Genomic DNA, 16,227 nt, shown 5'->3' with positions numbered 1-16,227 from the left:
TTATTGTATTAACATTTTTCCTTTAAAAAACACAGGTTTTACTCTATTCTGCACTTCGATGCTGTAGAAGTAAATTCCAGAAGCAAGATTTCTGCGCTGGAAAGTAAATTCATGCTTTCCTTGCGATGCATCGAGACCCGATTCTGTGTAAACGGTTCTTCCTGCTGCATCAAAAACTTTTAAGATGGCTTGATCTGCGTTTTCAGCTACATGATACTGAATCACCGTTTTATCAGTAAATGGATTTGGATAATTTGCAAGTGCAGCGGCGGTTTCTTGATCTATATCGCCAACTCCTAAAGTTCCTGCTATTTTATAGCTCAATGATTGGGCATCGGCATTAGAAATCATGGCAGAAGCAATCGCTGTTTTAGAAGATAAGGAAGCAATGGCGTGCTTGCCAGAAAGTGACTTATCCATAGAAAAACCTATAATGCTTATTTCGCCTTCATGTTCTGCAATTGAAACCGTATAACCAATGCCAGAAAGAAGTTCTTTTACTTCAGTTTTACTTCCGCCTTTTAAACGAATGTCAAATGCTGCTGTCATAGCCGACTGATTGTCGATATAAAGCATATTATCTTCAATACTTAAAACCACATCTTCATTGCTGGCCAAAGCCATGCGTTTTGTGCTGCCAGAATTTTCGAGAGTTCCTGCTTGGATTTTATTAATTAAGGAAATAATATCCAACACGTTCAGATTCTTATCTCTATTGATATCGGCCGCACCATAATTAAAGAATTTTGGCTTCTGGCTTAAAGTATAATTTAAAGTCGACTGAATATCCAGAATATTTACAATTCCGTCTAAATTAGAATCTCCTTCCCTATAGGCAATGGTATAACTTAGAATACTGTTTCTTGCAGCTCCTGCAATTTGCCTTAATTCTAAAGTCTGGTTATTTGGAACATTCCATTCGCTCAAAATATTCGTTAATTTAATGCCTTCTTCCGGAACTGTTACCATTTGGAAATAATCCTTTAAAGTCATATTATAGGATTGGGTTGCACTAAATATAGAATTTGTATGATCGTAATGATTGATTTTCTGATCTTTTAAAACTGCATTTACCGTTAAAGTCAGTTCTCCTAAATTGATTCTCTGGCGATCGATTTTAAAGCTTACCGCCGGTAAAAATGCCGCATCGATCCCTGTTAATTCATTTTCCGAAAGATCAACCGTTTTTAGCTTGGTTACTTTTGATATACTTTCCGGAATGGCTCCAGTTAGTTTGTTCTTGGCAAGATTCAGATTTTGCAGTTCGCTAAATTTTCCAATTTCTGCACTTATTGTTCCAGTCAAATTGTTGTCGGGAAGATTGATTGAAACCACATGTCCGTCGTTGGTTGTAACGCCTTTCCATTTCTTTTCATGAAGATTGTTAGATGATGTATCCCAAGCTTCTTTCCATCCTGTTCCGCCTGCATTTTGAAAAAAAGCAACTAGAGCATCATATTCTTCTGCAATTAATGGTGTTTCAGAACCGTCTGCAATTCCTTTAAACTGAATATAAGTTCCTTGCGACGTCCCATTTTTCTGCCAAATGGCAATTTTAGCACCTGCAGGAAAACTGGCCACAGAAATATTTGGAAACGTAATGGTATTGCCTACAGCCGTCGCTTCAGAAATTTTGAAATTGTTGGCCTGCAGTTCAAACTGGTATTGTCCTGTATAATCCTGTGCTGTTTCGTTGTAGGTTGCAACCGCTGGAAGATCAGCTATAATTTCGTCGCCTTTTAGATATAAATATTCCTCTTTTGCGATAACCTGACCTCTCAGGTTAATATACACTTTGGCCAGATCGTAGGTAAAAGGTTTTTCTAAAGCGTCGAAACCGTTGTTTGAAAGATCAATCTGTTCGATATTTTCAAAATCGTTGAAGTGCCCCGGAATTGTTCCTTTGAATCCATTTCCGGCAATTGAAAGTTTTTTCAATCCAGAAACTCCAGATAAAACAGGCAGTGTTCCCTGAAATTTGTTCGATTGCAAATTAAGCGTTTTTAGGTTTGCCAATCTTCCTAAATCAGAAGGAAGCGATCCTTCAATTGCATTCGACTGCAGATTTAAAGTTTCCAAATAAGTCAAACCGGGTAATTCTACAGGAAGTGTTCCTGATAAATTATTCGCAGCTAAACTTAGCGAAACTACATGCCCGTCTTTTGTTCCTACTCCGTACCAGCTTACTTCGTGAAGTTTGTTTTGCGAAATATCCCATTTTTGCGTCCATTGCGCTCCATTTGCACTTGAATAGATTTTTTTCAGGATTTCGAATTCTTCATCTGCCAATGGCTTTCCAAAAAAAATCTGAGTATAATTAATTGCTGTTCCTTGTGCTGTTCCGTCGTTTTGGACAATTCTAATTTTATCTGTTAATTTTATTCCGAATAAAGCAATGTCTTTAAAAATTAATTTTCCTTCGCTGTTAGAATAATTCGATGCTTTGTTTACACCGTTAATGTAAAGTGTAAAATGGTTTTTGTTATTAACAGCACCTCCGTTTGCATTAAATAAAAACGTTGATAAAACAGGCAGATTAATTGCCAGTTCATTTGCCCCTACTTCGATAGTTGGAATTGTAATATCTTGATACGTAAAATCAACTGTTTTTAAAAGTGGCAAACGAGCCAAGGATTCATCTGCGTCTTCGATATTATTGTTACTTAAATATAACGCTTTTAAAGCCTGCAGTTTATTCCATGATGATGGTATAACTCCCTTTAACTTTGTGTATCTAAGATCTAAAGATTCTAAAGATTCTAATCCTGAAATAATATTTAGATCTGTTGCGCTTAAGTTTTTTGTATAACTGCCGCCGTATAAAGAAAGATTTTTCAGGTATTTTAAATTGGCAAACGAAGCTGGAATTGTCCCAGAAACATTCGAATTGTTGTTAAGGTTTAAACCTGTAATGTGTCCGTTCTGAATGCTTACTCCGTACCAAGCGCCTTCATGCAGATTATTTTCTGCTGTCACCCATTTATTATTCCAGTTTGCCCCATTCATAGCATTATGAAAGTCAACTAAAGCCTGATATTCAGCATCTGGAATTTTTGGCTGATCTACTTTTACATTGGCAAAATAAATTCTGGAATCGTAAGAAGCAGAAGAACCCCCTTCGTAATCCTGATACAAATACAATTCGTCTCCCGTTTTTAAAGTCGAAAGATAATCGGCAGGAATTGTTATGGTTCCGTCTGAAGCCACCCTTAAATTATTTCCAACTTGGTTTCCTTTTACAAACAGTCGAAATGGCCTTTGTGCCGAGAAATCATTTGCCGTTCTGTTGTAAAGCACAATATTTGGCAGGCCGCTCACTTTTACATCGTTTCCTTCATATAAAAAATTAGGAATAGTTAGCGTTTGAGATGTTAATTCTAAATTTACCTGGCTTGGCAGCAATGCCTGAATAGTCGAAAGCTTATTGCCAGTAATGCTTAAAGTCTGTAAAGCAGTATTTTTTTCCAGATCTTTAACAAGCACTTCAATCTGATTATAAGAAAGATTTAAAGTGGCTAGCTTTAAAAGATTTCCTGTAGATGCTGGAATTGATTTTATCTGATTTGATGATACATTTACGGTTACTAAACTTTCCATGCCGCCAAAATCTTCAGGCAGCGCTGTAAGTGTATTGTTGTTTAAATGCAGTGTATTTACTTTCTTCAGCTTGTTCCATGACGCTGGAAGATCGCCTTTGATTTTGGTGTATCTTAAATCCAAATATTCAAGATTGGCAAGTTCTGATAAAACACCTAAATCTGCTGCACTTAAATCCTTATAGTAATTGCCTCCGTAAAGTGACAGAGATTTCAGGTATTTTAAATCTTTAATCGAGGCAGGAATAGCCCCCGTAACCGAACTGTTACTGTTTAAATTAATACCTGTAATATGGCCGTTTTCTATGCTTACTCCGTACCAAGCGCCTTCATGAAGATTGTTTTGGGCAACATTCCATTTATTAGTCCAGTTTGCACCATTCATAACGGTATAAAAATCAACTAAAGCCTGATATTCTTCGTCTGGAATTTTGGGCTGGTCTACTTTTACATTTACAAAATTTACAGTTGAATAATACGAAATGCTTCCTGTTGAAGAATCATACTGCTGATACAGATAAAAACTGTCTCCCGTTTTTATTGATGCCAGATAAGAAGCCGGAATTAGAATGCTTCCGTCTGCTGATGCGGCTATATTGCTGCCGACTTGACTGCCTCCCACATACACGCCAAATTGTCTTCTTGCCGAAAAATTGTTCTGGTTTCTGCTGTAATGAACAATATTCGGCAATGTTTCAATTTTTACATCGGCGCCGGTATACACAAGCCCTTCAACATTTATGGTTTGATAATGAAGCTGTAAACTAACATTAGCATTGAGCAATCCTGCAACATCAGAAATGTTATTGCTAGAAAGATTTAGCGTTCTTAAAGAAGCTATATTTTCAAGCTCTTTTACCAAAACTGGAATTTTATTATCAGATAAATTTAAAGTAACGAGATTAGTAAGATTTCCTATTGATGCCGGAATCGCTTTTATTTGGTTATTCTGAGCTTCAAGCGTTACCAAACTTTCCATTGCGCCAATATTGTCTGGCAATGCAGTTAAAGCATTATATGCTAAATAAAGTGTCTTTAGTTTTTTTAATTTACTCCATGATGCAGGAATATCTCCTTTGATTTTGCTGTATCTAAAATCTAAAAATTCTAAGGACTCTAATTCTCCAATAACATTTAAATCTGTTGTGCTTAAATCCTTACTGTAGTTTCCTGCATAAAACGAAAGATTTTTAAGGAATTTTAAGTTGGAGATTGAAGCTGGAACTGCTCCTGTAACATTCGAAATATTATTAAAACTTAGCCCAGTGATGTGTCCGTTTTCTATGCTTACGCCATACCAAGCTCCTTCATGCAGATTATTTTCGGCAATATTCCATTGATTATTCCAGCGTGCTCCGCCCATTGCATTGTAAATATCCACTAAAGCCTGATATTCTAAATCTGGGATTTTTGGCTGATCTACTTTTACATTTACAAAATTAACTTTTGAATAGTAAGAGACGCTTCCTGTTGAAGAGTCATACTGCTGATATAAATAAAACGAATCTCCTGTTTTTAGCGAAGCCAGATAAGCCGCAGGAATTGCTACACTTCCGTCTGCAGCTGCTGTTACATTATTTCCAACCTGACTGCCACCAACATAGACTCCAAATTGCCTTCTGGCAGAAAAATCATTTTGATTTCTGTTGTAATAAACAGTATTTGGCAGATTGGAAACTGTTAAATCAGAACCTGTATAAACCAGTCCTTCAACATTGATATTTTGATAATGGAGCTGCAAATTGACCGAGCTGCCAAGCAATGCCGCAACATTTGAAATATAGTTGCTTGCAAGATTTAATGTTTTTAATGTTAAAACATTTTCCAGCTCTTTTGCCATAACCTGAATCTGATTGTCTGATAAATTGAGCGTAACCAGATTTTGAAGATTTCCAATAGAAGCTGGGATAGTTTTTATCTGATTGTATGGCGCTTCTAGAGTAACAAGGCTTTCCATTTCTCCTAATTCTTCAGGCAATCCGGTAATTGAGTTATTGTAAAAATAAATCGTTTTTAATTTTTTTAGCTTGCTCCATGAAGATGGGATGGCATTTTGTATTCGGCAGTATCTCATATCCAATGTTTCCAGAGACTGCAGTTCTGATAAAACATTTAAATCTGTTGCAGTTAGGTTTTTAGAATAGTTTCCCGCGTAAAGAGATAAATTTTTCAGATATTTTAAATTACCGAAGGAAGCCGGAATTGAACCAGAAACATTAGATGTATTATTAAGGTTTAATCCTGTGACATGGCCATTTTCTATACTTAAACCCGTCCATGCGCCTTCATTAAGATTGTTTTCGTTTATATCCCATTTATTATTCCAGCTGCTTCCTCCCATAGCATTGTAAAAATCTACTAATGCCTGATATTCTATATTAGAAACAGCGGGCTGATTTACTTTTATGTTTGTGAAATAAACCTTGCTGTAATAAGAAACGCTTCCGCTTGAAGAGTCGTACTGCTGGTACAAATATGCTTCGTCGCCATTTTTTAAAGAAGATAAATAGGCTGCAGGAATTGTCAAACTGCCATCTGCGGCCATAACGGCATTACCAATTTCACTGCCGCGAACATAAACTGCAAATTGCCTTCTGGCAGAAAAATCATTTTTAGTTCTATTGTAGGTAACAATATTAGGCAGGTTATCTATTTTTAAATCTACTCCTTTGTAAATAATATTTTCAATGTCTACTGCTTGATAATGCAGGCTGAGATTTACTGTACTCGGCAGTAGAGCTAAAACTGAAGCAATTTTGTTGCTGCTTAAATTTAAGGTTCTCAATGCTGTTAAATTCTCCAGCTCTTTGATTAAAACTGGAATCTGGTTATCTGAAAGTTCGGCCGTTACAAGACTTTCAAGCTGGCCAAATTCTGGAGATAAACCTGTAATGGCGTTGCTGCTCAAATAAAGGGTTTTAAGCTTTTTTAACTTCGCCCATGATGCCGGAATTATGCCTTTTAACTTGGCATATCTTAAATCTAGAGATTCTAAAGCTTCCAATTCGGAAAAAACATTTAAATCGGTTGCGCTGAGATCTTTTGCATAATTGCCTCCGTATATGGAAAGTGTTTTAAGAAATTTTAAATTCCCAAAAGATGCCGGAATTGAGCCAGAAATATTGCTTGTCCCATTAAGGTTAATAGCTGTAACATGCCCGTCCTCAACTGTAACCCCGTACCATGGCACTTCATGCAGATTGTTTTCTTTTGTATTCCATTTGTTGGTCCAGTTGGCTTCTCCTGTAGCTTTGTAAAAATCTACCAATGCCTGATATTCTGAATCCGGTATGGGAATATTAGCACTGTTTTTTGCCGATAATAAAGATAGACTGCCAAATAAAAATAGCAATCCCATAAGTAGTTTTCTCTCCATAGATTAATGTTTAAATGCCAGTATATTAAGAAGATGCTTTTTGTTAAAAAATCGGCATAAAAGTAGGAAAAACATTTCTTTTATTTTTTTAGACTAAAGCCAATAAACATCAATAGCTTAATAACCAGAAACTTAAATAAATAAATTACCTGAATACAGGTAACTTGAAGGATGCAACAGTGATTTGACTAAATAAAGCCCAAAAAGATTTAATAGTGCTGCTAATTCTCCTTTTTTTTGGATAAACCCTAATCCAACTTGCTTTACTTCGAATTATTAGGCAGCACCTCGATTGAAATATAACCGTTTTTTATTTAGACTGGTTTATAGTGCTTTCCCGCTACTATAAAAAAGGTAAAGTCTGAGAAATCTAGATTTCTTAGGCTTTTTTTGTGGTTCGAAAAATCTCGTTTCATTTTTTTAAAATAAAAACCACCAGTGTTTTCAGGGAAAATTGGTTCGAGTCCTGTTTAGTCAAATAAAAGACTCAAATTCAAATCCAAAAATAAATCTTCAAAACAGCATTAAAAACAGCCAAACTTCTGCTGAAACAGATTGTACGTCTGTTGAGTCTTTTCAAATGGGTTCTGAGCGTCAGATTCTTCCTTTCAATATGATTAGTTCCAAAACGCTTTACTGAATGCATTTCCTCATCAAGCAGATATCGATAATTTTTCAATCTGTCTGTAAATATCTTTTTAGCTTCTGATAATTTTAAAGTTTCCAAAACACGATTCAGCGTTTTATTGGTTCGTTTTCCAACGCTAAAACTTACAACAGTTCTAGAATTCTTTTCCAATGCATAAACTAGCCAGATATAATTTTTCTTGTGTCTGATATAAGTGCAAAGTTCATCGACTTCATAAGTTTTACCTTTGCTGATAATCGGCTTAACAATGTTTCTGGCAATAAAGATGATTCTTTTCAATAGTGTTGTCGTTGATATTTTTAATATTCTTGCTGTGCTTCTTATTCCTAAACCTTCTTTGGTTAATTGGATAATATTCTGGTTTATCTCTGCCTTATAAGCCAGATATGCATAATTTTCAACTCTAGTTTTCCCGCATGCTCTGCAAATATATCTTTGATTACCAGACTTTGTCTTTCCATATTTTATCATCTTTCGAATAGCACCAACACATCTGTAACACCTAGTCTGGTTTGACCCCATTTTTTTCGATTTAAGGCATTATAAAATCAAAAAACAGCCCAAAGGCTGTTTTAATTTTTATGCGATATTAATATAAATATCTGATTTTCTGTAAATGTTAGATACAATAATTAACCACCAACACATCTGATACGTTACCGCCCTCTATTTGCCGATGCAGAAATTAGCAAAAATATTCCCCAATAGTTCATCATTAGAAACCTGACCGGTAATCAACCCGAATTGATATAAAGCTTCGCGAATATCTAGTGCCATAAGATCGCTTGAGAGACCTGATTCTAAACCGAATTTCACTTTCTGAATTTCATCTAAAGCTTTTAATAGAGAATCGTAGTGTCTTGTATTGGTTACAATCGTTTCATTATTACGGAGCGCCCCTGTATTTACAAAAGACAATAATTCATTTTTTAAATCCTCTACTCCTATTTTCTCTTTCGCCGAAATCAATAACAGTTTTGCATTTAAATTTTCTAACTGATTGGTAATATTCGCTACTTCATCAGCAGATAAAATATCTTTTTTATTCACCACAATAATTAGCGGTTTTAGCGGATATTTATTCTTAATCTGTTCAATTTCGTTTACGAATTCTGAACTTGAAGTTTGGAATTTCAATCCGTCAAATAAATAAATTACTACTTGAGCTTGATCGATTTTTTCAAAAGTCTTCTTGATTCCAATACTTTCTACAACATCTTTTGTGTCGCGAATTCCCGCAGTGTCAATAAATCTAAATCCGATACCGCCAATTACCAATTCATCTTCAATCGTATCGCGAGTAGTTCCCGCAATATCAGAAACAATGGCACGTTCTTCGTTTAATAAAGCATTTAATAAAGTTGATTTTCCAACATTTGGTTCGCCAACAATTGCCACTGGAATTCCGTTTTTAATTACATTTCCAACTGCAAACGAATCTATCAAACGTTTTAAAACAAATTCAATTCTATTTAATAATTCATGAAATTGCGTTCTGTCTGCAAACTCTACATCTTCTTCAGCAAAATCTAATTCCAATTCAATTAAAGAAGCAAAATTCAAAAGTTCTTCTCTCAGTTTTGCAATTTCATTACTGAATCCGCCGCGCATTTGCTGCATTGCAATTTGATGAGAAGCTTCATTATCTGACGAAATCAGATCTGCAACTGCTTCTGCTTGAGACAAGTCTAATTTTCCGTTTAAGAAAGCTCTCAATGTAAACTCACCTGCATCTGCCATTCTACAGCCATTTCTAAGCAATAACTGAATGATCTGCTGTTGGATATAAGTTGATCCATGACAAGAAATTTCAATTGTGTCTTCACCCGTGTAAGAGTTTGGACCTTTAAAAACAGAAACCAGCACTTCGTCTAGTGTTTTGCTTCCATCTACAATATGTCCCAAGTGAAGCGTATGCGTTTTCTGCTTGGTCAAATCTTTGTTTTTAATAGATTTAAAAACCGAATTGCCAATGATAATGGCATCGGCACCAGAAATACGAATTATGGCAATAGCTCCAGCTCCCGAAGGCGTAGCCAAAGCAACTATAGAATCTTGATTTATCATGCGACAAAGTTATAAAAAAACGCTCAATTTCTTTTCTGTGTTAATACAGCTGCATGCAAACAAGAAAATCTTCAAACTAATTAAGATTAATAAATTATTAATTGTTAAAATACTGATAAATATCAGGTTGTTTTCTTTGCAGAATGAGTAAATTTGAGAGACAAACCTTAATCTTACGTACTATGAAAAAGATATTATTCCCAACCGATTTCTCTGATGCTGCTACCAATGCATTTGTCCATGCTTTAGAATTTGCTAAAGTGGTAAACGCCGAATTAATCTTACTTCATACATTCGAGATTCCTGTTTACGACAGCCAATTCTTTCCAGAGAATTATGCTTCTATATACAGTTCCATCGAACTAGCAAAATTTGAAATGTTTAAGGATGAAATTCCGAAACTAAGAACTATTGCCGCTGAACGTAATTTAGAAGATATTGTGATCAAACACCGCCTAATGGATGGTGACCTTATTTATAATCTAAAAAACGCAGTTGAAGAAGATAACATCGATTTTGTCATTATGGGAACGAACAGCGTTTCTGATTGGACGAAATTCTTCACGGGATCTAATACTGAATCTGTGATTTCAGGGGTTGAAGTGCCCGTTTTATGTATTCCTATTGATGCTAAATACAAAAAGGTCAAAACAATAGGTTTTACCACACGTTACAGAGAGAAAGACAAAAAAGAACTGAAAAAAGTCTTGAAGATTGCAAAAAAGACTGACGCCAAGGTTAAAAGTTTATATGTAAAGACATCGAATTCTGATGTTTCCGAAGAAACACGAAAAGAATTTGAAAAAGAATTCGCTGGAGAAAATGTTGAATTTTTAGTTCTGCCAAGTGATGATGTAAAAGAAACCATTCTTGATTTTGTGCTGTATAAAGACATTGATATTCTAACGACTATAACGCACAAACGCTCTTTCTTTGAGAGCCTTTTCGATTCTAGCTTTTCAAAAAAAATAGCCAAGGAAGTTCCTATTCCGATTTTGGTTATGCACGAAGATTAATAACAATGTTGATGATTTTATGACTTAAAAGCTATATTTGTATTCAAGCAAAATAATAGAATGAAAGCATATCCAGACAACGTTGCAAAATACACAGAACTCTATAATAAGACCAACAAAAAATACAACAGCCTAAGCCTATTGAGGCTATTAAGTATTGCTCTTTTCTTGTTTTTTATGTTTTACTACATCAAAACAGATCAAATACTTTATGTCATTCTAGCTGTTTTATCTTTTGCTGGTTTTATTGTTTTAATGAGAATACATTCGCGATTGTCATTTCAAAAATTGTTGGCAAAAACATTGCTAAAAATCAATCAGAATGAAATTGCTTTCTTAAAAAGAGAAAAAACACCTTTTGAAAATGGAGCCGAGTTTATCGATTTTCATCATCCATACGCTTACGATCTAGATATTTTTGGAGATCATTCTTTATTTCAAAACCTAAACCGAACAGCTTCCTTTATCGGAAAAAAAACACTTGCTGAATTGTTGCTAAATACCCTTCCTCAGAGAGAAATTCTAGAAAATCAAGAAGCTGTAAAGGAATTAAAAAGCAAAATCGATTGGAGGCAAGAATTTCAGGCTTTGGCAATCATAGGCGAAGATTCCAAACAATCTTATGAAGCGATAAAACACTGGACTTCTTTTAAAAACAATTCACTTCCGAAAGTTTTAATTGCATTGTCAATTATTCTTCCTGTAACGTTTTTTGGATTCTTGACAGCTTATTTCATTACGTCTAAAACGATTTTACTTTCATATTTAACGTATGTTTTTATCGCTAATTTGATAGTTTTAGGAAGATCTCTGAAAAGAATTCAATCGGAAATAGCAAAAGCAGACAACATCGATAAAATCGTAAAGCAATACAGTTTATTGATTGAAAAAATTGAAAAAGAATCTTTCCAGTCCAAAAAGCTACTTCATTTACAGGAACAGTTAAATTTTAAAAATGCAAAAGCGAGCCAGCATTTAAAACAGCTTTCTGAGTTGTTTTCGAGAATGGACACCATAAGCAATTTTGTGACAGCTATTTTATTCAACGGAACATTCTTATTCAATCTGCATGTTTTAAAAGCATTATTAAAATGGAAAGAAGATTATGCTTCAGAAATGAATCATTGGATTGCCATAATTGGCGAAATCGAAGCTTTAAACAGTTTAGCCAATCTCGCTTACAATAATGAAGATTTTGTGTTTCCTGAAATCAATTCAGAATATAAAATCGAATTTACAAATCTAAGCCACCCTTTACTCAATCCAGCAACAAGAATTGGAAATGACACTCAATTTTTTCCACAATCTTTTGTGATTTTGACCGGGTCTAATATGTCTGGAAAAAGTACGTTTTTGAGAAGTTTAGGCATCAATATGGTGCTTACCGGAATTGGCTCAGTTGTGTGTGCTTCTAAAGCTAAAGTACATCCACTTCCAGTATTGGTTTCAATGCGATTATCTGACTCTTTATCGGATAGTGAGTCTTATTTCTTTGCCGAAATTAAACGTTTAAAACAGATTATGGATGCACTTGAAAATCAGCCTGCATTTGTTTTATTGGACGAGATTTTAAGAGGTACAAACTCCGACGATAAAAGAAATGGAACAATTGAAGTAGTGAAAAAGATAATTTCTAAAAAAGCCATCGGAGCCATTGCAACTCACGACATTGAAGTTTGTCTGACTACAAATGACTATCCCGAAATTTTAACCAATCAATGTTTTGAAGTTGAAATTCAAAACAACGATTTACATTTCGATTATAAACTACGAAACGGAATCTGCAAAAACAAAAGCGCAACTTTCCTAATGCAGAAAATGGGAGTTATTTAATTGTAAATGGTGAATTGTTAATTCTTATTTTCTTTAGGAACAAAATCATTTACAATTTACCATTCACCATTAACAATTAATTTTCTTCGTACATTTCCATCCACAAACGAGTTTCTTCCAAATCCAATTCTTTTTCTATTTTGCGGAAGATTTCTTCGTTTACAGAACCTGATTTATGCATTGATTCTAATTTGGCTCGTTCTACATTCAGCAAATCGATTTGAATTTTAGTGAAATCATTAAAAATTTCGCCCCCAAGAAGTTTTCCGTTTCCAAAGAAGTTAGCAGGAAGTTCAGTCTTTTGAAGTCGGTTGAACTTTACCTCATATTTACTTTTAATGTTATGCAACAGTTCGTCATTCAGCAACGAGAAATTATCTTCTATATGGGCAATAGTTTCTGAAACAATTACATTTCGAACATTATATTCTTCTGCAAGTATTGAATAACGCTCAATTTTCAGCTTTTTAATCAACCATGGAAGCGTAAGACCTTGTATAACTAAAGTCGACAGAATAACACAAAAAACTAAGTATATAATTAAATTTCGAAGCGGAAATGCTTCTGTTTTATTCAACATTAGCGGAAGCGCCAACGCAGCAGCCATAGAAACGACTCCACGCATTCCTGACCAGCCAAAAATGATCATGTTTCGATAATCAAAAGCTTCTTTTTCACGAATCCTTTTACTAATCATTCTCGGAATCATCGTTGCAGGAACAACCCATAAGAAACGCACCAAAATCACTACGATACTTATAACAGCGCCCCAGATAAATAAAGAATTGCCAGAATAATTGCTAATTCCCGCAATAATCTGTCTCAATTGAAGTCCGATTAAAATAAAAATCAAGCCGTTCAGAATATTATTTAAGACATCCCAAATGGTATTGGTCATAATTCGGCTTTCGTGAGAAAAGATTGTTCCTGATCTCGCCGCCAGAAAAAGACCTGTTGTTACTACAGCCAAAACTCCTGAGCCTTCAAAATGCTCTGCAAGCAGATACGAAGCAAATGGCGTTAATAATGTCAATGTCACCTCAATAATATCATCGCAAACAAATCTTTTATGAATATAAAACATAATGTAACCAACAGTCAGACCTATAGCTATACCGAGAGCCGACATTAAAACAAAATTTAATCCCGCTTGCCATAGAACAAAATTTCCTGCTGTAATTGCCGTAAGGGCATACTTATAGGCTACAAGACCACTAGCATCGTTCACCAAACTTTCTCCTTCTAAAATTGCTATTAATCTCGGATTAAGCCCCAAACCTTTTGTAATGGCTGTTGCCGAAACTGCATCAGGAGGCGAAACAATAGCGCCAAGCAAAAAAGCTAACGGCCAAGACATATCATCAATAAGCCAGTGCGCAAATACAGCAACTAAACCTGTAGTAAAAAAGACCAAACCAACAGCAGCAAAAGTTATAGGCCGAATCGATTGCTTAAAGTCGGACCAACTGGTGTGCCACGCGGCGTGATACAAAAGCGGCGGTAAGAATATAATAAATACGATTTCTGGACTCAAAGCAATTACGGGAAGTCCAGGAAAAATACTAATCACAACACCGCACAAAACCAAAACAATTGGTATCGGAAAATTATATCTTTTACTAACAAGACTAAGAAAAGCTACACCGAAAAGCAGCATGATGATTACGGTAATATTCTCCATTTATTCGCGGTATTTATTGATTTTTGGTATATGGAATTTGGCCACTAAATTAAGATTTTATAACAACTAAATTAGATTAAGATTAAAAAAATAGAACTTCAATTTATTGACTTATATCAAACTTTTTACTTTTAAACCGCTTTAGATTTGCTTTCTATTATTTCAACAAAAAAAAATATGATAAGTACAGAATTAAGTCCGTTAGTGCAATTTGGATCTACTTAAAAATCCGCTTAAATCTGTAAAATCTGCTTGAAACTTTTAGACGCATTAAAAAAGCCGAATCTTAATTAAGATTCGGCTTTTGATTTTTATGATTCACAACTGCTGCAAGAAACAAGACTTGTAACCAATTCTTTAGAAACACTTTGGCTTCTTTGGTAATACAAACTTTTGATTCCTAACTGCCAAGCTTCAATCATTAAGCGATTTACCTCTTTAATTGGAAGTTCGGCTGGAATATTAAGATTTAAACTCTGCCCTTGGTCAACAAATTTCTGGCGAATTGCCGCTTGCTGTACAATCTCCAACTGGCTTATTTCTTTGAATGTTTTAAATACATCTTTTTCGGTCTGAGAAAGCTGTGAAATATGCTGCACACTTCCGCCATTTAGCATAATTCCTCTCCATATTTCCTCATTATCCAAACCTTTTTCTTCAAGCAATTTTTTCAGGTATTTATTTTTACGCATGAAATTTCCTTTGCTCAATCCGGCCTTGTAATAGTTGCTGCTGAAAGGCTCAATACCTGGTGAAGTCTGTCCTAAAATTGCTGAAGAAGAGGTTGTCGGCGCAATTGCCATTGTAGTGGTATTACGTCTGCCGTAGCCCTTTAACAATTCTGGTTCACCATAAATTCTAGCCAATTCCTGCGTTGCTTTATCGGCTTTATCACTTATATGTTTGAAAATTTCAGTGGTTTTCATTTTAGCTTCCAAACCTTCAAACGGAATCATGTTTTTCTGCAAATAAGAATGCCATCCTAAAACGCCTAAACCAAGCGCACGGTGTCTTTTAGCAAATTTATTAGCTGCAGCAAGATAATAATTGCCTTCTGTTTTTTCTATAAATTCCTGTAAAACGGCATCCAAGAAAAAGATCGCCAGTTTAACCGCTTCAGTATCTTTCCATTCTTCATACAATTCTAAATTCATTGAAGACAAACAACAGATAAATGATTCGTCTTGAGTTGACGGAAGCATAATCTCACTGCATAAATTACTTGCATTAATGCGAAGATTTTGATCCTTATAAACTTGCGGTTTACTTTTATTTACGTTATCACTAAAAAAGATATAAGGCAATCCTTTCTGCTGACGGCTTTCTAATACTTTTGCCCAAATTTGTCTTTTGTCAACATCTCCATCAATCATTTCCTGCATCCAATAATCTGGTACGCAAATTCCGGTAAATAAATTCTGAATTGGATTTCCAATACTTTTGATTTTTAAAAATTCTTCTATATCTGGGTGGTCTACATCTAAATAAGCAGCAAACGCACCGCGACGAACTCCGCCTTGCGAAATGGTGTCCATTGCTGTATCAAAAAGTTTCATAAAGCTAACTGCCCCACTACTTTTTCCGTTATCCGTTACAGCGCTTCCACGTTCGCGCAATTCGCCAAAATAACCAGAAGTTCCACCTCCAATTTTGGTCTGCATGATCACCTCACCTAATTTATGAGTGATGCCTTCAATTTTATCAGGAACGTGCACATTAAAACAAGAAATTGGCAAACCTCTTTCAGTTCCCATATTGGCCCAAACTGGCGAACTAATACTCATCCAGCCTCTTTCGATCATTTCCATGAAAGATTCTTTCAACTCAGGTTTGTACAGTCTTCTAGCCGCAGCTGTACAAATTCTATCAATTGCTCCTTCTACAGTTTCTCCTTTTAAAAGATAACCGCGGTTTAAAATCTGTTCACTTTCAGAATTTTTCCACCACATTTTACTGTCGTTTTGTGGTTCAAAATTATTTGCTGGGTTTGTGTCTATTGTATTCATATA

7 protein-coding genes are annotated in these 16,227 nt (G+C 35.1%); 2 read left to right on the top strand and 5 right to left on the bottom strand.

Going from position 1 to position 16,227, the window contains the following annotated elements; genetic code table 11:
- From BB050_RS16755 to mnmE, 3 genes are all read right to left on the bottom strand, one after another.
- A complete protein-coding gene (locus BB050_RS16755; protein WP_236940350.1) occupies nt 1–6,972 on the bottom strand; it encodes a leucine-rich repeat domain-containing protein in 6,972 nt (2,323 codons plus the stop codon).
- Nucleotides 6,973–7,465: 493 nt separating this feature from the next.
- Nucleotides 7,466–8,143 (bottom strand): IS1 family transposase, encoded by a 678-nt coding sequence (locus tag BB050_RS16750; protein WP_066034369.1) that lies wholly within the window; start codon nt 8,141–8,143, stop codon nt 7,466–7,468.
- Between the two features lie 144 nt (nt 8,144–8,287).
- Nucleotides 8,288–9,688, bottom strand: coding sequence for a tRNA uridine-5-carboxymethylaminomethyl(34) synthesis GTPase MnmE (gene mnmE, locus BB050_RS16745; protein ID WP_066034368.1), 1,401 nt, complete (start codon nt 9,686–9,688; stop codon nt 8,288–8,290).
- Between the two features lie 182 nt (nt 9,689–9,870).
- Here mnmE and BB050_RS16740 point away from each other — a divergent pair, with 182 nt between their 5' ends.
- Both BB050_RS16740 and BB050_RS16735 read left to right on the top strand, forming a co-directional pair.
- Nucleotides 9,871–10,704, top strand: coding sequence for a universal stress protein (locus BB050_RS16740; protein WP_066034367.1), 834 nt, complete (start codon nt 9,871–9,873; stop codon nt 10,702–10,704).
- A gap of 60 nt (nt 10,705–10,764) precedes the next feature.
- Entirely contained in the window at nt 10,765–12,537 is a 1,773-nt protein-coding gene (locus BB050_RS16735) for a MutS-related protein (RefSeq protein ID WP_066034366.1), read from the top strand.
- A 76-nt stretch (nt 12,538–12,613) separates the two neighbouring features.
- Here the strand turns inward: BB050_RS16735 and BB050_RS16730 are convergent, their stop codons facing one another.
- Together BB050_RS16730 and BB050_RS16725 are read right to left on the bottom strand one after the other, a co-directional pair.
- Nucleotides 12,614–14,218 carry a Na+/H+ antiporter gene (locus BB050_RS16730; RefSeq protein ID WP_008467399.1) on the bottom strand — a complete coding sequence of 535 codons (1,605 nt, stop codon included), beginning with the start codon at nt 14,216–14,218 and terminating at the stop codon, nt 12,614–12,616.
- Nucleotides 14,219–14,529: 311 nt separating this feature from the next.
- Nucleotides 14,530–16,224, bottom strand: a complete 1,695-nt coding sequence (locus tag BB050_RS16725; RefSeq protein WP_066034365.1) for a ribonucleoside-diphosphate reductase subunit alpha — start codon at nt 16,222–16,224, stop codon at nt 14,530–14,532.
- Nucleotides 16,225–16,227 lie beyond the last annotated feature (3 nt).

Source organism: Flavobacterium anhuiense (genome assembly GCF_001705175.1).
GTDB lineage: Bacteria > Bacteroidota > Bacteroidia > Flavobacteriales > Flavobacteriaceae > Flavobacterium > Flavobacterium anhuiense.
Note: the sequence above shows the minus strand (reverse complement) of the source record. Positions and strands in the feature narration are given on the sequence as shown.